The organism is Ruegeria meonggei, from assembly GCF_900172215.1.
GTDB lineage: Bacteria > Pseudomonadota > Alphaproteobacteria > Rhodobacterales > Rhodobacteraceae > Ruegeria > Ruegeria meonggei.
Genome location: NZ_FWFP01000005.1, coordinates 42,639 through 61,660, shown reverse-complemented (window position 1 = coordinate 61,660; position 19,022 = coordinate 42,639). Strand labels below are relative to the sequence as shown.

Genomic DNA, 19,022 nt, shown 5'->3' with positions numbered 1-19,022 from the left:
ATCAGCCTCCGAAAATGCCCGGCAAGGGGCGCATGTAAATTCCAAGAACTTCCTGGACCAGGTACCAGACAGAGCCCGTCGCGATGAGGGCGACAGGCAGCATGATGTGCCATTTCCGTTCGCCCAGGATAAACGAACCCAGAACAAGGAAGGCGGTTGTTGAGATCAGGAACCCGACGGGCCGCAGACACAGAGCGTAGATGACCATCAGCGCCAGCAGCATAAGCGCCTGGCCAAGGTGGTACTCGCCGAGGCGGCGATAATCGATATCGGCCTCTTTGATTTCAGATTTCTCAAACCCCAGCAGGATGATCGTTGTAGCGATAATCCCAAGGACGGACAGCACTTTGGGGAAGGTGCTGGGCCAGATTGGGTTGCGTTGCATGAAGGGGGGCAGGCTGCCATCCATCGTAAACCATGCGGCGTAGCCATATGCCAGGCAGACACCCAGCATGATGAGCGCGATCCAGCGGTCAAGCGCCATAAGTCGCCCTCCTTTTTTGAATTCAGTTTGGACTGGCAGAGCGGCGCACCGCTCTGCCGGACAGGGATTACAGGAAGCCCAGCTTTTTCATCAGGTCGCTGATCTGCTGTTCCTGCTGTTCCAGGAAGGTCGAGAAGTCGTCACCTGAATTGTGGATGTTTACCCAACCATTGCGCGCGCGTACTTCTTCCCACTCGGGCGTGTCGTACATTTTGGCGATCGCCGCCTGATAGGTCGCCAGCTTGTCCTCGGGCAGGCCGGGGGCAGCAAAGAAACCGCGCCAGTTCACAAAGGTGGTGTCGATCCCCTGTTCCTTCATGGTCATCGCGTCAGGCGCCGCGTCCACGCGTTCGTCCGAGGTTACGCCGATGATCTTGACCTCGCCCGCGTTGGACAGATCGACCGCTTCGGAAAAGCCGGTCGACAGGGCCGCGATCTCACCGGACAGCAGCGCCGCCATGGCTTTGCCGCCTGCGTCATAAGGAATGTACTTGACGCCCAGCGCGTCCTTACCAGCAGCTTCCATGACCATGGCCGCAACCAGATGGTCCATGCCACCGGGAACCGAGCCGCCACCAATTGCGGTAGCGGATGGATCCGCGTCAAAGGCGGCCAGAAGATCATCCATCGAGTTGATGGGACTGTCTTTGCCCACAACAATCGCGGCGTAATCTCCGATCGTGCCTGATACCAGCGTCAGGTCGCGGAAGTTATGCGGGAACACACCGGTGAGCGAGCGGATGACGATTGGTGTCGAATTCACCATCAAAGTACCATGATTGCTGTCGGCGTTTTCGATCAGGAACCCGATGGCCTTGCCGCCGCCGCCACCCGACATGTTTTCGTAGGATGCGGTGCCAACCAGACCGGCATTGGTCAGGGCCTCGCCAGTGCCGCGGGCTGTGCCGTCCCAGCCGCCGCCAGCACCGCCGGGGATCAGAAAGTGGATGCTGTCTACAACCTGGTCTTCGGCCAAGGCAGGCCCGGTCAGACCAATTGCAGCCACGGCTGCGATCAGGGCACGGCGGCCCAGTTTCAATGTTGTCATTATGTCCTCCCATTTGACAACTGGCCGCAGGGCGGCTCAGATTATTCTGGACCTAAACACATCAACCTGACATCAACCTGTCATGCGCGAAAATACTGTCTGCAGCCCATGAAGTTTCTGCTTGTAGAAGACAATCTGGACCTCGCGAATGCGGTCAGTTCCCGTATGCGTCTGGATGGACATGTGGTTGATCATGCAGCCAAATTGGAAGACGCAACCGCCTTTGTCGAAACCGAGGATTACGATCTGATCCTGTTGGATATCATGCTGCCTGACGGGGATGGCCGTAAGTTTCTGAAACGCCACCGCGCCGGGGGTTTGGACACCCCCGTCATCGTTTTGACCGCCCGCAGCCAGGTATCGGACCGAATCGGCTCGCTGGATCTGGGCGCGGATGATTACGTCACAAAACCCTTTGACCACGCTGAGCTGGAGGCCCGCTGCCGCGCTGTATTGCGCCGCAAGTCGGGCAGTTCGAAATCAACCATCGAGATTGGCGGCATCGTTTTTGATCCGGTGGCCGGGCATCTGACCGTGGGTGGCGATACCGTTTCCTTGCGCAATCGGGAATTACGGATGATCGAGTTGTTCATCAACGCTCCGGGTCAGGTGTTTTCGAAACAAAAGCTGGCGGACAGGCTGTTTTCCTATGACGACAATGTCTCGGACAACGCGATCGAGGTCTATGTCGGCCGCTTGCGCAAGCATTTGGAAAAGTCCGATCTGAAAATCACAACGTTGCGCGGGCTGGGATACAGGTTGGACCATGGTACCTAGTCCGACCGTATCGGGGTCTTTGCGCAACCGTCTGGTTCTGGCCTTGATCGGCGGCGCGGCTGTCCTTGCCATCCTGTTGTTTTTCACCGTCCGCAGCTATGCGGCAAAGGTGGCCCAGCAAGGGCAGGACAATATTCTGGTGGCCTCGGTTGCCTCGATCCTGGACGCGGCCGCGCTGCGGGAAGGCGCGTTAGAGGTTGATATACCCTATGCCGCCTTTTCGATGCTCAGCACACCGTCGGACGACCGTGTGTTCTATGCCGTCTTTCAGGACGGGGCGTTTATGTCCGGCTATGACGATCTGCAGCTTTCAGACGGCCCCGAGGAAGAGCAATGGACCTTCCACACTGGCGAGGTCCGAGGCGAACGTATCCGGCAAGTCAGCGCAAGGCGCACCCTTGTCGGGCTGGGAAAACAGACCGAGATCGCGGTGGCTTTGGGTCAAACACAGGATGCACTGTCGGACACGCTGGACCAAATCTCGCGCAATGCGGCCTATCTGGGTTTGGGCTTTTTTCTTCTGACCGCAGCGTTGTCGTTCTGGGTCGCGTCGACGACGTTCGGGCAACTCAACCGATTGACCATGTCGGTCACGCGCCGGGGGCCGCAGGACCTGAGCCCGTTCAAAAAGCCAGTGCCCAAGGAAATGGCACCGCTGGTGTTATCCCTGAATTCACTGATGGGGCGGCTGGACCAGTCGCTCAGCCAGTCCGAGGATTTTATTGCTGAAGCGGCCCACCGGGTGCGCACACCATTGGCGACGGTCCGGTCATATGCCGAGACGACCCTGCACCGGGTTGAACGCAAGGAAAACCGCGAGGCGCTGCGTGCCATGGTGCGCGCTATTGACGAAAGCTCGCGCGCGGCGGGGCAGTTGCTGGACCATGCTATGATCACCTTTCGGGCCGATCATCTGGAACGCGAAGAGATCGACCTGGTGGACTTGACCCGCGAACTGGTGCAGCGCCTGACGCCAATTGCCGAGATGAGAGAGCTGTCTCTGTCGCTGACCGGTGAGCCATCGGTTCCTTATTCAGGGGACCCAATCCTGATTCAAAACGCTGTGCGCAACATGATAGACAATGCGCTGAAATACGCTCCGGCGGACAGCACGGTTGAGATTGACGTTGACACCACGCCAGGCATTCAGATCACGGTCAGCGACTCGGGTCCTGGATTTCCGCCGGACGAGATTGATATGCTGACACGCCGCTTTGAACGGGGCCAAAACGCAACCGGTACCATTGGGTCGGGTCTGGGGCTGACGATCGCTCAGGATGTCGCAACGGCGCATGGCGGATCCCTTGTCCTGACCAATCAGCAAAAGGGCGGCGCATGCGTTATCTTATCGCTTTGATCCTGATCCTGTTCCCGCTGGTCGGAGCAGCGGATGACTGGGAGGACCGGTTGATCTTTAACGAAGGGGCCAAAGGCGCGCATCTGCGTGTGATCTCGAGCACCGATACGGTGTTGTTTGCCCCCCTGATCGAGAGTTTTGTTGCCCAATACCCCAGTATCAGTATCGAATACCTCGTCTCGGGTACCGCCGACATAAACCGACGCGTCCGTGCCACGCCCGAGGCGTTTGACGTCGTCATTTCCAGCGCGATGGACCTACAGCTGAAGCTGGCCAATGATGGATTTGCGTTGCCGGTAGAGGATGTTCAGGTGCCAAGCTGGGCCCAGTGGCACCATAGCCTGTTTGCCTTTACGTTTGAGCCCGCAACCATCGTGATCAACCGCGCTGCGTTTGAAGGACAGCCGATCCCACAGACCCGGCAGGGATTGATCGAAGCGTTACGCAAGCGTCCGGAAGAGTTTCGCGGCAAGATCGGAACCTATGACGTGCGCCAATCCGGCCTGGGGTATCTGTTTGCCACGCAGGACGCGCGCGCCTCGGAAACCTATTGGCGACTAATGGAGGTGATAGGCGGTCTAGATGTCCGGCTCTATTGCTGTTCGGGTGAAATGATCAACGACCTTGCGGATGGGACGATCTATGTCGCCTATAACGTGCTGGGCAGCTATGCGGAGGTTCGGACCGAGGGCAAAGACGCGTTGGAGGTGATCTTTCCCTCCGATTTTCAAACCATCATGATGCGCACAGCCATGATCTCTGAGGTGACACAAGCGCCTGAGGCGGCGGAACAGTTCATTCGGTTTCTGGTCTCGCAAAACCCTGCGACGCCGGAAGGCCATTCACCGCTGCCCTTTTTGCGGTCCGACACCGATATGACCGAGAGAGAGACGATTGGCCTGAACCCAGCCCTCCTGACCTTCTTGGACGGGCTCAAACGCCAAAAGTTTCTGTCGGCCTGGGAAAACGCCGTTATTCAATAGGGAACTGCCAGCCAAACCGGATCTGTGATCGCTGGCCAATTGTCCCAATCAAATCCGTTTGCTAACGTCGCCCTCGCGTCGGGGAGGGCGCGCAAACCGAAATGCTGGACTATTCGCATAACGCCTGGCTGGTGGCGGCGTCTTTGGCCGTTGCGCTGATGGCGGGCTTTACCGGTCTTTATCTGACCCATGGTGCCTCCAAGCTTGGGCCGCAGCGGCGCAAATCTGTTGTGGCTCTGGCGGCGGTCATTCTGGGCGGTGGTATCTGGTCGATGCATTTCGTGGCCATGTTGGGCCTGCAACTGCCGATCCTGTTTTACTACGACGCGCTGATTACACTGATTTCGGCTCTGGTTGCGATTCTGATGGTGGGTTTGGCGCTGCTCTTGCTCCATTTCCGCCCCCGCACAATGCAGACCATTGTTGGCGCGGGTGTGATCGTCGGTCTGGGGATCGTGGTGATGCACTATGTCGGCATGGCGGGGATGGAGCTGTGCCGGCCCGTCTACAACGCCTGGGATGTGGTAATTGCAACGCTGGCCTCGGTTGCTCTGTCCGTGCTGGCGATCTGGGTTGCCTATGACAATCGCACTCAGCGCAATATTCTTCTGGGAACGGCGTGTTTCGGCCTTGCGGTCTTTACCATGCATTTTGTGGCCACCGGCCTGACCGATTTCGTCGCCAGCGACAACGCTGCAGGGACCGGGCCCGCACTGAACAATCAGGTGCTGGCGATGGGCGTCACCGTGTCGGTGTTCCTGATCTGCGGCGCCTTCCTTTTGACCGGGATCACCTTTATCGAACCAGAGCCCGCAACGGTGCCTGATGCGTCGGACCCAACCCCTGAACCCGCCATCCTGCGTGCTGGTATTCCGTTTGAGCGCGAAGGTCAGACGTTTTTTACCGAACCCGCCCGAGTGGCCGCGATCCGGGCCGAGGGGCACTACACCGTCCTTTACATGGACGCGGAAAAGCTGTTCTGCCCTTGGTCGATCACCGAGGCTGAATCCCGCCTGGCAGCAGACGGTTTTTTGCGGGCGCATCGCAGCTATCTGGTGAACCCCAAACACATCTCAAGCTTTGAGCGTCACAAGGACAACGGCACTTGCTATTTCGACGGGGTCGAGGCGCTGAAAAAGATCCCCGTTAGCCGATCCCGCCTGAATGATATTCGCGACGCGCTGGGCCTGTGATCGCATCTCGTGCAGCTTATTCGCATCTCGTGAAACAAGCCGCGCGCCCCGTTTCCGTTAACTGGAACGCATAAGGCCGCAGCCGCTTTTCTGTCCCCAGGTCCCCCAAGGCATAACGTCCGGACCCAGGGAGGAAAACATGATACCAGCCGGTTTTGAGTATCACCGGCCGGGCGATATCGCCTCGGCCATTGGCATTTTACAGCAACACGGAGACGAGGCGCGCGTGATTGCGGGCGGGCACAGCCTGATCCCGATGATGAAGTTGCGCATGGCCGAGATGGGCCATCTGGTAGATCTACAGGCGATTGATGAGCTCAAGGGCATCGAAGTTGGTGCCGACACAGTCTCGCTGGGTGCGATGGTCACGCAGCACGAACTGATTACACATGATGGACTGGCGTCTGCCATTCCTCTTATCCGCGAAGCCGCCTTGCAGATCGCGGACCCTCAGGTGCGCTATATGGGGACTGTAGGTGGCAACGTGGCCAATGGGGATCCGGGCAATGACATGCCGGGGTTGATGCAGTGCCTGAACGCGACGTTTGATTTGTCCGGCCCGGACGGCAACCGCAGCGTCGCCGCGCGCGACTTTTACGAAGCCGCGTATTTCACCGCCCGTGATGATGAGGAAATTCTGACGCGCATCTCGATCCCGGTGCCCGGCGCAGGTGTGGGTCAGGCCTATGAAAAGCAAAAACGCAAGATCGGCGATTATGCCACCGCTGCGGCGGCGGTGATGGTCGGCAATGGGCAGGCCTCCGTTGCGATGACCAATCTGGCGGATACGCCCATCTGGTCTGATGCGGCCAGCGCCGCACTGGCGGCCGGGAATGTCGACGCCTGTGTTGCAGCTATGCTCGACGCGATCGACCCGGTCGAAGACAACCGTGGCCCCGTCGAGTTCAAGAAGCACGTGGCCGCCGTGATGTTGCGCCGCGCCATTGCCCGCGCGCAAAGCCGCGCGAGCTGAGGGGGAGGATCAACCATGTCAAAAATGCACGTAAAACTCACCGTGAACGGCAAACAGGTCGAAGGTCTGGCCGAGCCGCGCACATTGCTTATTCACTTTCTGCGAGAAGATCTGAAGATCACCGGGCCGCATATCGGGTGTGAAACCAGCCATTGCGGCGCCTGCACGGTCGATATCGATGGCAAGTCGGTGAAATCCTGTACCACCTTTGTGGCGCAGGTGAACGGCGCGGATGTTACCACCGTCGAAGGGTTGACCAATGACGATGGCAGTCTGGGTGTGCTGCAGGAAATGTTCCGTGAACATCATGGGCTGCAATGTGGCTTCTGCACGCCGGGTATGATCACCCGCGCGCACAGGTTGCTGCAGGAAAACCCGAATCCGTCCGAAGAAGACATTCGCTTTGGCATGGCCGGAAATCTGTGTCGCTGCACCGGGTATCAGAACATCGTCAAAGCGATCTCAGCCTCGGCTGACATGCTGAACGCCCAAAATCAGCCCTCAAGTCGCGAAGCGGTAGGGCAAACAAAAGTGGAGGCGGCGGAATGAACGACCAGACTCTTACCCCCGAAGAACGCGCCGCCAACCTCAAGGGTATGGGCAGCTCGCGCAAACGCGTCGAGGATGTGCGCTTTACCCAAGGCAAAGGCAATTACGTCGACGACATCAAGTTGGATGGGATGCTGTTTGGTGCTTTTGTCCGCTCGCCCTATGCCCATGCGCGCGTCGTTAATGTGAACAAAGACGCGGCGCTTGCCGTGCCCGGTGTTGTGGCAGTGCTGACCGCCGAAGACTTATCACCACTGGGCCTGCACTGGATGCCCACGTTGGCTGGTGACAAACAGATGGTACTGGCCGACGGCAAGGTCCTGTTCCAGGGCCAGGAAGTGGCCTATGTCGTTGCCGAAGACCGGTACATCGCAGCGGATGCGGCGGAACTGGTCGAGGTCGATTATGAGGAACTGCCGGTTCTGACTGACCCGTTTGAGGCATTGAAATCGGATGTCGTCCTGCGCGAAGATCTGGAAGGTCAGACCGAAGGTGCGCACGGCCCGCGCAAGCATCACAATCACATCTTCACCTGGGAACAGGGCGATAAGGATGCGACCGAAGCCATCTTGGCAGAGGCCGATGTCGTGGCCGAAGAGATGATTTATTACCACCGCACCCATCCCTGCCCGTTGGAAACCTGCGGCTGTGTCGCGTCAATGGACAAGGTGACCGGCAAGTTGACGCTGCATGGCACATTCCAGGCCCCGCATGCGATCCGAACAGTTGTCTCGCTGATCTCGGGCATTGCCGAGCATAACATCCGTGTCATCAGCCCCGATATTGGCGGTGGGTTCGGCAATAAGGTTGGGGCTTACGCGGGCTATGTCTGCTCGGTTGTGGCCTCAATTGTAACCGGACGGCCGGTGAAATGGGTCGAGAACCGGATGGAGAACCTGATGTCCACCGCCTTTGCCCGCGACTACTGGATGCAAGGCAAAATCGCCGCCACCAAGGATGGCAAGATCACCGGACTGTGGTGTCACACGACGGCGGATCACGGCGGGTTCGACGCGTGTGCTGACCCGACCAAGTTCCCGGCGGGCTTCATGAATATCTGCACCGGCTCTTATGACATCCCCACCGCTTATCTGGCAGTTGACGGTGTCTATACCAACAAGGCGCCGGGTGGGGTGGCCTATCGCTGTTCCTTCCGGGTGACCGAAGCCGCGTATTTCATAGAACGGATGATCGAGGTTCTGGCCATCAAGCTGAACATGGATGCGGCCGAGCTGCGCCGGATCAACTTTATCAAGGCGGATCAATTTCCTTATCAGTCGGCACTGGGCTGGGAATATGACTCGGGCGATTATCATACAGCCTGGGACAAGGCGCTGAAGGCTGTCGACTATGAAGGTCTGCGGGCCGAACAGGCACAGCAGATCGAGGATTTCAAGGCTGGCAAGACCCGCAAGTTACTGGGTATCGGTCTGACGCATTTCACCGAAATCGTCGGTGCCGGGCCCGTAAAAAACTGCGATATCCTTGGGCTGGGTATGTTTGATAGCTGCGAAATCCGCATCCATCCGACCGGATCGGCCATCGCCCGGCTGGGCACGATCAGCCAGGGTCAGGGCCATGCCACGACCTTTGCCCAGATCATCGCCAGCGAGATCGGTCTGCCCGCCGATGACATCACGCTGGAGGAGGGCGACACCGACACCGCGCCGTACGGTCTCGGGACCTATGGGTCGAGGTCTACTCCGGTCGCGGGGGCTGCTACAGCAATGGCTGCGCGGAAAATCCGCGCCAAGGCGCAGATGATTGCGGCCTATCTGTTGGAGGTGCACGACGACGATGTCGAATGGGACGTGGATCGCTTTGCTGTCAAAGGCGCGCCGGAGCGGTTCAAGACCATGAAGGAGATTGCCTTCGCCGCCTATAATCAGGCGATACCGGGGTTGGAGCCCGGATTGGAGGCCGTCAGCTATTATGATCCACCAAATATGACTTATCCGTTTGGGGCCTATATCTGTGTCATGGAGATCGACGTGGATACCGGCGAATGGGACGTTCGCAAGTTCTATGCGCTGGATGATTGTGGCACGCGGATCAACCCGATGATCATCGAAGGGCAAGTCCACGGTGGCGTGACCGAGGCACTGGCCATCGCGATGGGTCAGGAGATTGCCTATGACGAGATGGGCAACGTCAAGACCGCAACGCTGATGGATTTCTTCATTCCCACCGCGTGGGAGACGCCGAATTACACCACAGATCACACGGTGACGCCGTCTCCGCATCATCCGATTGGTGCCAAGGGAGTTGGTGAAAGCCCGAATGTGGGGGGCGTGCCAGCGTTTTCCAACGCGGTTCATGATGCGTTTCGGCCCTTTGGGTTGGTTCAGAGCCACATGCCACATGATCATTGGCGGATTTGGAGGATCGCAAACGGCCTGGGGATGCACGGGTAATCGGTTTCGAACCGGCTGTCGCCGGTCCGACCGAACGGAGGGGGCGCTGCCCCCTCCGAACCTCCCCCGGGATATTTTTAGCCAGATGAAGATGGGATCCTGGTTTTGACTTTGAGTGATGTGCACAAAGGACTGGCCGCGCAGGGCTATGTTGCCGATGACCGGTTGGCGATGGCCTTGCATTTGGCACAGGAGTTGGGGCGTCCCTTGCTGCTTGAGGGCCCGGCGGGCGTTGGCAAGACCGAGGTTGCCAAGGCTGTGGCTGCTTGGCGCGAAACGCGGCTGATCCGGTTGCAATGTTATGAGGGGCTGGATGCCAGCCACGCCATATATGAGTGGAACTATCAGCGGCAGTTGCTGGCCATTCGGGCCAGCGAAGCGCAGGGGGGGACCCGCGAGGCGCAGCTGTTTACGGATGAGTATCTGCTGAAACGGCCATTGTTAGAGGCTATTTCAGCTGAGGATCCACCTGTTCTGTTGATCGATGAGATTGATCGTGCGGATGAGGAGTTTGAGGCCTATCTGCTGGAAATCCTGTCCGACTTTCAGATCACAATCCCTGAACTGGGAACCATCAAAGCGCGCGTGCGCCCAATTGTGATCCTGACGGCAAACGGAACGCGAGATTTGTCGGACGCCTTGCGCCGGCGGTGTTTGTACAGTTTCCTCGACTATCCGTCGCAAGAGACGGAGTTGATCATTCTACGAGCCCGGATGCCGGGGCTAGAGGAACAGTTGGTCCGGCAGATTGTTGGTGTGGTTCAAGCTCTGCGCAAGGAAGAGCTTGAGAAAACTCCGGGTATTGCCGAGATGCTGGATTGGGCGGCGGCGTTGTCCGGTCTGGGGGTGAACGATCTGGCCAAATCCCGCAACGAGGTGCAGGCGACGCTGGTATGCCTGTTGAAAACCGCCGCGGATCATGATGCCGCCCCGCCCGAAGTGATGGACCGGTTGATTGGGAAGGTGGCGTGATGCAGGTTACCCGATTCCCTTCTCGTGCGGCAGGCATTGCGGACCGCATGTCGGGGTTTATTGCGCATCTGCGGATGAATGGCATGCGTGTGGGACCACGGGAAACCGGGGACGCTCTGGCCGCTATGTCGGCGGTTGAGGCGACGGATGCGCAGCAGGTGCGGCGGGCATTATGTGCGGTGTTGGCCGGAGATGCCGAAGATTGGCGCCGCTTTGATGCGTTGTTCGACGCCTATTGGTTCAACGCGGGCAAGCAGCGCTCTGGCATGGCGCAGACCGCGCATGTGCGGGTGCAATCCGCCAAACCCATGATCTGGCAACAGCAAGATCGGGGCATAGACGACACGCAACCCGGAACAGATCAGGCCACCACTCCGGATCCCAGCGACGGGGAGGCCGAAGGGATGGACGGGCAGCTGATTGCAACCCGTACGGCCAACCTGTCGCGCCGGGATCTGCGGGAATTGATGGATGAAGAGGCTCTGAAACAGGCGGAAGCGGCTGCATCAAAATTGGCACGGGCCATTCGGGATCGCCGGTCGCGGCGGCGGAAACAGGCGCTGCGCGGCCCGGCGCTGGACATGCGACGGATACAGAGGGCCAGCCTTGCGCGCGGGGGCGAGCCGATGGATCTGTATCGACGGGCGCGTCCGCCGCGTCCAATGCGGATCGTGGCTTTGTGTGATGTTAGCGGCTCGATGACCGTCTATTCCCGGGTGTTTCTGGCCTTCCTCAAAGGTCTGATCGGCAGCGGAACCGAGGCGGATGCTTATTTGTTTCACACCCGGTTGATGCGGGTAACCGATGCGCTGCGTGATCATGACAGTTTGCGGGCTGCAGGTCGGTTGTCGCTGATGGCCGAGGGGTTTGGGGGCGGCACAGATATCTCGGGCAGCCTGAACACTTTCGTAAACGGATACGGTACGCGCGCGCTGAATGGGCGGACCATCGTGCTGATCCTGTCGGATGGCTATTGCAGTCAGGACCCGCAGGCGCTGGGCGAGGTGTTGGGGCGCATTCGTCGCAAGGCACGGCGCATCGTTTGGCTGAACCCGCTGAAGGGATGGCGCGACTATCAACCTATTGCGGCCGCTATGCAGGCGGCTGAACCCTATCTGGATGCGCATCTGCCCGCCAACACGTTGGACGCGCTGGCGGCGTTGGAACCGCAGTTCCGAAGGCTGTGACAGGAGCCCGATATGGCAAGTTTTGATATTTTCGACACCATCGATGAACTGCGCAGCACCGGAGAGGCGTTCTGTGTCGCCACGGTGTTGCGCACGGCGGATGCCACCTCGGCCAAGGCGGGGGGCAAGGCTGCGATCACAAAAGACGGGCGCATTCTGGGGCATCTCGGCGGGGCGTGCGTACAGCGCGCCGTGCAGCGCTCAGCCCAAGAGGCGCTGGCCATAGGGGCGCCTCGGATGATCCGGGTCAAACCTTCGGAAAAGGTGGTGAACATGACCGATCCTGACGGTGTACAAACCTTCAAAAGCGGATGCCCCTCGGGCGGTACGGTTGATCTGTTGGTCGAGCCTTATCAACACGCCCCTCGGTTGGTGATCTTTGGCGAGTCGCAGATTGCGATCGCTTTGGCAGCGCATGGCGTGTTGGCCGGATTTCGGGTTTGCGTGACTAAAGACGCTGAGATCGACGCGGATGTCCGGCGATTTACCCCCGAAACCATCGCCGAAATCGGGATCGATATGCGGGATTTTGTCGTCGTCGCCTCGCAGGGTAGCGGGGACGCCACAGCGCTGAAAGCCGCCCTGGAAACGGATGCAATGCGTGTTTCCATGGTAGCCAGTCGGCGAAAGGCTGATATGCTGACGGATAAACTTGTTGCGCAGGGGATGGATCCGGCGCGTGCGGCGCAGCTTAAATCTCCGGCGGGTCTGGATATCCAGGCGATTGACCCGCACGAAATCGCCCTGTCGATCCTGGCGGAAATCGTGCAGTGGCGAAATAGGGACAAGACGAGGGAGGCTTCTGATGATGAGAAACGTGCTTAACCGCCTGAAGGCCCTTTGGCCCGCGCGACCGGCTCAAACCTTGGAAGAGGCAGCAGAAACTGCGCTTTTGGTCTATCCAAGATGTTGTTGAACAAAGGAATCATGAATGGAACTCAGTGACGAAATCCGCATTACGGCGCCCCGCGCTGTCGTATACGAGGCCCTGAACAACCCTGAAATCCTGCAGGAGTGTATTCCGGGCTGTGAGGAGCTGATCCAGAATTCTCCGGAAGATCTTGAAGCCAAGGTTGTTCTGAAAATCGGCCCGGTCAAAGCTAAATTCGCTGGTGAAGTCACGTTGGACAAATCAAACGCGCCAGGTGGGTTTTCCCTGACCGGCGAAGGCAAGGGCGGCGCGGCCGGTTTCGCAAAAGGCGGGGCTGAGGTTACGCTGACCGAAGACGGGGACGAAACGGTTCTGGCCTATACAGCCAAGGTCGATGTTGGTGGTAAGATCGCGCAATTGGGCAGCCGCCTGATCGCGGGGACAGCGAAAAAGCTGTCGGGCAAGTTTTTCACACGCTTTGGTGAAATCGTATCGGAACAATCAGTGTCCTGACCAGAAAAAGGTCGGGCAGCCTGCCCGGCCTGCTGATCGCGGCGCAATAGAGTTGACGTCGCCCGCAATCAGCGCGATCACACTCGCATCCTATAGCAGGAGGCCAGGGTGAAAAACCAAGTTCAGTTGGAAAAACTCGAAGGTTGGTTGGCGATCAAGCCGGATGATCTGGCGTCGATCCGGCGTTTGGTCACGCTGTTGGACCTATCCGGACCACCGGGCAAACCCCTTGGTGCTTTTGGGACGGCGCAGGCCAAAATCGGCGCGTCTCTGCCCCCCGCTTGGCAGTCCCTGTATTTGAACACAAGCCACAATGCCGCCGCCTATGGGCAGTGGCTGTCGATCCTGAAGTCCGCGCGGATCGGACAGGCTGTGCCGATTGGGCAGGTGTTTTCTGGCCGGGTCCTGACTATCAAGGGGCAGCCGACCTATTGCGGCGAGAAGTTGAAGTTCTTCAAGGAAACCAGCGTCATACCGGGCCTGTGCTACGATTGTTATAAGGTCCAGATTCTGCCCGAGAATCTTGAGGCGATGTTTCAGACCTATTTCCTGCTACTCGCGCTGGATCTGCATGGCGACAATGCACGCAAGTGCATGATCGAGCTGCGCGATGGCATCAAGTTTCCGTACAAAGCCTATATCTATTGCGAAAGCTTGCCCGAGGCGAAGACCTGTCTTGCCGCGTTTCAGCAAACCCTGGCTGAGGTGGGGATAACGGGCGTCCACTCAAAGATTTCGCACGGATGTTCGGAATACGGGATAGAGTATCCCGAGTTCAAATACACCGAGGGCGAGGATCAATCAGCGCTTACCCCACCGGCCGAATGGCAAGAGGTTGAGCAGACCTATTTTGATCGCCTGAAACTGCCACCGCCGCAAACCCAAAGCAATACCAAGCCGCGGATCAGCCTTCGCGATGTTTTTGCCTTTCGGACCTGGGCTAAATACGCCCAGCTGATCGGAGATGACACCTGTGGCACCTATCAGGCTGCGAAAGGGCCTGCCTTGCCGCCCGCATTTGTCAAACGGGTGAAAGCGCAGGCGGCTCTTCGGCATCAGGAAATGACCGAACTGGCCACGCGGTCGTGATTTGCTGCGGATAAGGGACTGCTCAGCTCAGGATGCTTCAATCCCGGTTGTACGCGCCAGAATATCGACCCCCTGTTGACGCCAGAAATGCAGCAAGTCGATGAAAATCCAGTTCTCGGCCAGCTTGTCACCCGCACGGCGATAGATGTCGATCACCCGGAACTCACCTGGCTTGCTGCTGGCGGGCATCCCCATGAATCCACCGGTCGGGACGGCAGTGAAATTTGGCCAGCCGAAGAACCCGCCATACTGCCCCTCGGCCAGACGGCAGATGTGGTTGGTCTCCGAGCGTTCGGCGAAGGCCGCGCGAAACGGGCCAGAGTGCTGTTTGGCATATCGGTCGATCGTGTAGGTTGCGCCGATCCCCTCGGGGCCCCACCAGATCATGTCGTCATGCCAGGTGCGGGCCAACTCATCCTCTAACGGCAGGTCGCTGTTCCACTGTCCAAGGTCAGAGATCATGGCGTTGATCGTGCTGAGTGTTTTGCGACCCTCTTCTATCGGTTGGTCTTTGGTCAGAATACCGTCATGGGTGCGCGGCCCGGGTTGCACCAGATGGGCAGCGGTTTGGGGTGGAAAGGGGTTTTGCCCGGCCTGCACCATCAAATGCGGAATATCGAAATACATTGCGGTCTCGGCGATTTTGCCCTGTGAGACCCGATGGAACTCGCAATAGCGCAGAAAGGCCATCTTGCCAGTGGGGCGGATTCCAAGCCACGGATGGTCGAACAACCCTATCAGATGCCCCATCGACACCACCCAGACATCCGCGACCGGGTCCAGAGAATTGGTTCCGGCGAAAAAGATATCCTGCCGACGCTGCATACGGGTCAGGCTGTTTTTCAACGGCTGCCAGAACCTGTCTGCCACTGCGCGGGTGCCAGAAATCTCGTTGAACGGATGGAACCCACGCCAGTGTAAATCCTGCCCGCAGAATTGCTGCAGGACGTCTGGCAAGTCCGAATCGGACGTTGCATCAAGGGCCTCAAAGAACGAGGACACCAGCGTTTTTTCTTTCTGAAAGCTCACTATCTTACTGCTTTTCTGAATGGTTGTGTCGGATTCTAGCGATTGAAAATCGCGGGTTACGGTGTTTTTTGCATACGTATGCAAAAAAGTCTTGCCAGAAATGATAACTGGAGAATACAGTTTTGCAAACGTATGCAAAGCGAATCCTTTCAGGGGGCATCATGGCGGAAATTCAATTGCGCAATGTCGGTAAACGATGGGGTTCCTTTGTCGGAGTCCACAATTTCGACCTGACCATCGCGGACCGGGAATTTCTGGTTTTGTTAGGCCCGTCGGGCTGCGGCAAGACCACCACGATGCGCATGATTGCCGGTCTGGAAGATGCAACCGAGGGCAATATTCTGATTGACGGCAAGGTGGTCAACGATCTGGAGCCCAAGGACCGGGACGTGGCGATGGTGTTCCAAAGCTATGCGCTCTACCCCAACATGAATGTCTATGAAAACATCCGCTTCCCGCTGAAAGTGCGCGGTATTGACCCCGATACCCATGACGAAAAGGTGCGCCGCGCCAGCGCTATGGTTGAGCTGGACGATTTCCTGCACCGCAAACCGGCGGAACTGTCGGGTGGTCAGCGGCAGCGTGTGGCATTGGCCCGCGCCATCGTGCGCGAGCCGAACGTGTTCTTGATGGATGAACCGCTGTCGAATCTGGATGCGAAATTGCGGGTTTCGACCCGGGCGCAGATCAAGAACCTCAGCCATGAACTAGCGGTGACCACGATCTATGTGACGCATGACCAGATCGAAGCCATGACACTGGCGGATCGCGTTGTCGTCATGAAACAAGGCGTGGTGCAGCAGGTCGGTAGCCCGACTGAAATCTACGACCGTCCCGCGAATACCTTTGTGGCGGGCTTTATCGGCTCGCCTGCGATGAACCTGATGGAAGGTGAAGTCAGCGGAGGCGTCTTCCGCGCCGACCATGCCGAGATTCCGGTTGATGCACCTGACGGGCCAATGACGCTGGGCTTTCGGGCCGAAGATGCCAGCCTTGCGGATGCCGGCGGCCAGATCACCGCGCCTATCTACACGCTGGAACTGTTGGGCGATGCAACCATGATCTCGGTCCGGGTGGGTGGTGCGCTGGTTTCGGTCAAGGCCGACAAAACGTTCCGAGCCGAAATTGGCGAGCCGGTCTCGTTCTCGGTGCCAAAAGACATCTGTCATCTCTTCGAAGCTGGAAGTGGTGCACGGATCGGGGGCTGACCCCACAACAGCCCATAAGGGCATAACACCGGTCCGGACGTCGACGACGGACCGATCCTGACAGGGAGAAACCTATGAAACTTAGATCAATCCTCATGGCTGGCGCCATGTCCATCGCTGCCAGTGGCGCATGGGCAGCCTGTTCCTTTGAAAATGACGTCCCGTTGAAGTCGCTGTCTGCGGGTTTCGAGGCCTGGAAGGCCGTCACGGACGCGATGGCTGAATGCGGCAATTTCAGCGCGTCGCTGGATCAGGAATTCCGCGAAAAGCAGCCCGAGGCTTTTGCGGCCGATCCGGCGCTGTATCAGATCGGCGGCGTGTCGAACGCCACGCTGGTGCCCTTGTTGAATGCCGGCTCCGTCCGCCCTCTGGACGATCTGGTCGAGAAGTACGGCCAGAACCTGCTGCCAAACCAACTGATCAAGGTGGACGGCAAGGTTATGGCCGTCGCCATGATGGTGAATGCCCAGCACCTGATGTACCGCAACGATGTACTGGCTGACCTGGGGATCGACGAACCCAAAACCTATGGCGACGTTCTGGCAGCCGCAGCTCAGATCAAAGAGGCTGGCGTCATGGACTACCCGATCGGCGGCACGTTCAAGACCGGCTGGAACCTGGGTCAGGAATTCATCAACATGTATCTGGGCGAAGGCGGGTCCTTCTTTGGTGACGGAAACATGCCTGCGATCAACAATGATCAGGGCGTCGCTGCACTTGAGATGATGAAAGCTATGACCGAATTTATGGATCCGGAATATCTGGTCTCGGATTCCACCTATGTTCAGCAGCAGTTCCAGCAGGGCAAGATCGCTATGGCGAACCTGTGGGCCAGCCGTGCGGCCGCAATGAATGATGAGGCCGAAAGCCAGGTGGTCGGCAAGGTCACCATGGCCGCGGCCCCGATGGGGTCAGCCGTTCCCGCAACCACGATCTGGTGGGATGGCATCGTTCTGGCCACGAACATGAGCGATGAAGAGGCCGATGCCGCCTTCCGTGTCGCGCTGGAAGGCATGGATGCCGACACCGTCAGCGCGAATAACGATGTCGCTGTTTGGCTAAGCACGGCCTACACGCCGGGCGATCTGGCTGCAGGGGCCGCGGCCTCGGCTGAAGGGGGCGCCAAGGCGTATCCCGCTTCGGGTCCGATGGGCATCATGCACACATCTTTGGGCAACGGTCTGGCCGATTACCTGACCGGTGCCAAGGATGCACAAACCACGCTGGCTGATATCGAGGCGGATTACATCACCGCCGCGAAAGAAGCTGGCCTGATCAGCAACTGATCCAATTGCGAGAGGGTTCCGGCCCTCTCGCCCCTATTCCCCGAGAACCATGAGAAAGGCAGAGCCATGAATTTCCGGACATTTGCCACCTTTGTTGGCCCCTCTGTCTTTATGATGCTTCTCTTTATCGCGTTTCCACTGGTCAGCGTGTTCAAGCAAAGCTTCTACATCACGCAGCCGATCTATGAGACGGTCGAAACTGAGACCTGCACCCCCGGCTTTCTGACCCAGACCTGCGTGACCGAACAGGTGTCACAACCGAAGCTGGATGACGATGGCAAGATCATCACCCGGACCGATTTTGTCGGGCTGCAAAGCTATCGCAATGTGCTTGAACCTGAACGTGCGTGGCGGGCGATCAGCGACGGCAACTGGAATGTGCTGTCCACGATCAACTTTTGGAAAGCGCTGCGGTTTACCCTGACCTTCACTCTGATCACCCTGCCTCTGGTGGTCGTGTGCGGGCTGGGCATTGCAATTCTGATCAACAATGCAGCGCGGTCCATCCGGGGTCCGGTCATCTTTGTCTCACTGCTGCCGTTCATCATCACGCCGGTGATCGGCGTTCTGTCGATCAACTGGCTGTTCCGGGGTGACGGTATCCTTACGGCGATGATGGAGTGGTGGTTGAACCGCGATATCGCTCTGTTTGCCCAAGCCTGGACGATCGAGGTTTTGATGATGCTCTACCGCGTTTGGCATGTGGCGCCATTTGCCGCCATCATCTTTTACGCCGGATTGCAGACGGTCAATCAGGACAGTCTGGAAAGTGCGGTGATCGACGGCGCAACCCGGTGGCAGCGCCTGAAATACATCGTCATCCCACATCTGATGCCGCTGATCATCTTTGTGTCGATGATCCATCTGATGGACAGCTATCGGGTGTTCGAGGAAATCGTCGGCTTCTCAAGCCAGGGCTACGTGATCTCTCTGCAGTGGCTGACATTTGATTACCTGACGCCGGATCAGGCCGGGAACCGGTCGATCAGCCGGGCGTCGGCCAACTCGATGCTGACCATGATCGGTGTCGTCATCCTGCTTATCTTCCCGCTGCGCCGGACTTGGCGTGACCATAAAGGAGGCCACTAA

Annotated in this window: 18 protein-coding genes; 15 read left to right on the top strand and 3 right to left on the bottom strand. The window is 58.4% G+C overall.

Annotated elements, in window-relative coordinates:
* Position 1: 1 nt before the first annotated feature.
* On the bottom strand, positions 2-484 hold the full coding sequence (locus RUM8411_RS09325) for a tripartite tricarboxylate transporter TctB family protein (protein WP_085822433.1): 483 nt from the start codon (positions 482-484) through the stop codon (positions 2-4).
* A gap of 67 nt (positions 485-551) precedes the next feature.
* Positions 552-1,532: a Bug family tripartite tricarboxylate transporter substrate binding protein gene (locus tag RUM8411_RS09320; RefSeq protein WP_085822432.1), complete on the bottom strand. Its 981-nt coding sequence runs from the start codon at positions 1,530-1,532 to the stop codon at positions 552-554.
* 108 nt (positions 1,533-1,640) lie between these two features.
* Here RUM8411_RS09320 and RUM8411_RS09315 point away from each other — a divergent pair, with 108 nt between their 5' ends.
* The 12 genes from RUM8411_RS09315 to RUM8411_RS09260 all read left to right on the top strand — a co-directional run bounded on the left by RUM8411_RS09315 (position 1,641) and on the right by RUM8411_RS09260 (position 14,410).
* Complete coding sequence (locus RUM8411_RS09315; RefSeq protein ID WP_085822431.1) at positions 1,641-2,309, top strand: response regulator transcription factor; 669 nt, start codon at positions 1,641-1,643, stop codon at positions 2,307-2,309.
* Entirely contained in the window at positions 2,299-3,666 is a 1,368-nt protein-coding gene (locus RUM8411_RS09310) for a sensor histidine kinase (protein ID WP_085822430.1), read from the top strand. Before RUM8411_RS09315 ends, RUM8411_RS09310 begins: the two co-directional genes overlap by 11 nt.
* Complete coding sequence (locus RUM8411_RS09305; RefSeq protein ID WP_085822429.1) at positions 3,645-4,649, top strand: ABC transporter substrate-binding protein; 1,005 nt, start codon at positions 3,645-3,647, stop codon at positions 4,647-4,649. The genes RUM8411_RS09310 and RUM8411_RS09305 overlap by 22 nt, the downstream gene beginning before the upstream one ends.
* A 101-nt stretch (positions 4,650-4,750) precedes the next feature.
* Positions 4,751-5,842 carry an MHYT domain-containing protein gene (locus RUM8411_RS09300; protein WP_085822428.1) on the top strand — a complete coding sequence of 364 codons (1,092 nt, stop codon included), beginning with the start codon at positions 4,751-4,753 and terminating at the stop codon, positions 5,840-5,842.
* A 139-nt stretch (positions 5,843-5,981) separates the two neighbouring features.
* The gene (locus tag RUM8411_RS09295; protein ID WP_085822427.1) at positions 5,982-6,815 is read left to right on the top strand and encodes an FAD binding domain-containing protein; all 834 of its coding nucleotides are present in this window, start codon (positions 5,982-5,984) and stop codon (positions 6,813-6,815) included.
* A 15-nt stretch (positions 6,816-6,830) separates the two neighbouring features.
* Positions 6,831-7,364, top strand: coding sequence for a (2Fe-2S)-binding protein (locus tag RUM8411_RS09290; protein ID WP_085822426.1), 534 nt, complete (start codon positions 6,831-6,833; stop codon positions 7,362-7,364).
* Positions 7,361-9,778, top strand: a complete 2,418-nt coding sequence (locus RUM8411_RS09285; protein WP_085822425.1) for an aerobic carbon-monoxide dehydrogenase large subunit — start codon at positions 7,361-7,363, stop codon at positions 9,776-9,778. The genes RUM8411_RS09290 and RUM8411_RS09285 overlap by 4 nt, the downstream gene beginning before the upstream one ends.
* A 105-nt stretch (positions 9,779-9,883) precedes the next feature.
* The gene (locus RUM8411_RS09280; protein WP_234995187.1) at positions 9,884-10,750 is read left to right on the top strand and encodes an AAA family ATPase; all 867 of its coding nucleotides are present in this window, start codon (positions 9,884-9,886) and stop codon (positions 10,748-10,750) included.
* Positions 10,750-11,937: a vWA domain-containing protein gene (locus RUM8411_RS09275; protein ID WP_085822424.1), complete on the top strand. Its 1,188-nt coding sequence runs from the start codon at positions 10,750-10,752 to the stop codon at positions 11,935-11,937. Before RUM8411_RS09280 ends, RUM8411_RS09275 begins: the two co-directional genes overlap by 1 nt.
* Positions 11,938-11,949: 12 nt before the next feature.
* A complete protein-coding gene (locus tag RUM8411_RS09270) occupies positions 11,950-12,762 on the top strand; it encodes an XdhC family protein (protein WP_085822423.1) in 813 nt (270 codons plus the stop codon).
* 106 nt (positions 12,763-12,868) lie between these two features.
* On the top strand, positions 12,869-13,321 hold the full coding sequence (locus tag RUM8411_RS09265; protein ID WP_085822422.1) for an SRPBCC family protein: 453 nt from the start codon (positions 12,869-12,871) through the stop codon (positions 13,319-13,321).
* A 108-nt stretch (positions 13,322-13,429) separates the two neighbouring features.
* Entirely contained in the window at positions 13,430-14,410 is a 981-nt protein-coding gene (locus RUM8411_RS09260) for a hypothetical protein (RefSeq protein ID WP_085822421.1), read from the top strand.
* Between the two features lie 27 nt (positions 14,411-14,437).
* Here RUM8411_RS09260 and RUM8411_RS09255 read toward each other — a convergent pair whose 3' ends face one another.
* Positions 14,438-15,442, bottom strand: a complete 1,005-nt coding sequence (locus RUM8411_RS09255; protein WP_085822750.1) for a nuclear transport factor 2 family protein — start codon at positions 15,440-15,442, stop codon at positions 14,438-14,440.
* 158 nt (positions 15,443-15,600) lie between these two features.
* Between RUM8411_RS09255 and RUM8411_RS09250 the strand changes: the two genes are divergently transcribed.
* The 3 genes from RUM8411_RS09250 to RUM8411_RS09240 all read left to right on the top strand — a co-directional run bounded on the left by RUM8411_RS09250 (position 15,601) and on the right by RUM8411_RS09240 (position 19,022).
* On the top strand, positions 15,601-16,647 hold the full coding sequence (locus tag RUM8411_RS09250) for an ABC transporter ATP-binding protein (RefSeq protein ID WP_085822420.1): 1,047 nt from the start codon (positions 15,601-15,603) through the stop codon (positions 16,645-16,647).
* 74 nt (positions 16,648-16,721) lie between these two features.
* Positions 16,722-17,933, top strand: coding sequence for an ABC transporter substrate-binding protein (locus tag RUM8411_RS09245; RefSeq protein WP_085822419.1), 1,212 nt, complete (start codon positions 16,722-16,724; stop codon positions 17,931-17,933).
* A gap of 66 nt (positions 17,934-17,999) precedes the next feature.
* Positions 18,000-19,022 carry a carbohydrate ABC transporter permease gene (locus RUM8411_RS09240; protein WP_085822418.1) on the top strand — a complete coding sequence of 341 codons (1,023 nt, stop codon included), beginning with the start codon at positions 18,000-18,002 and terminating at the stop codon, positions 19,020-19,022.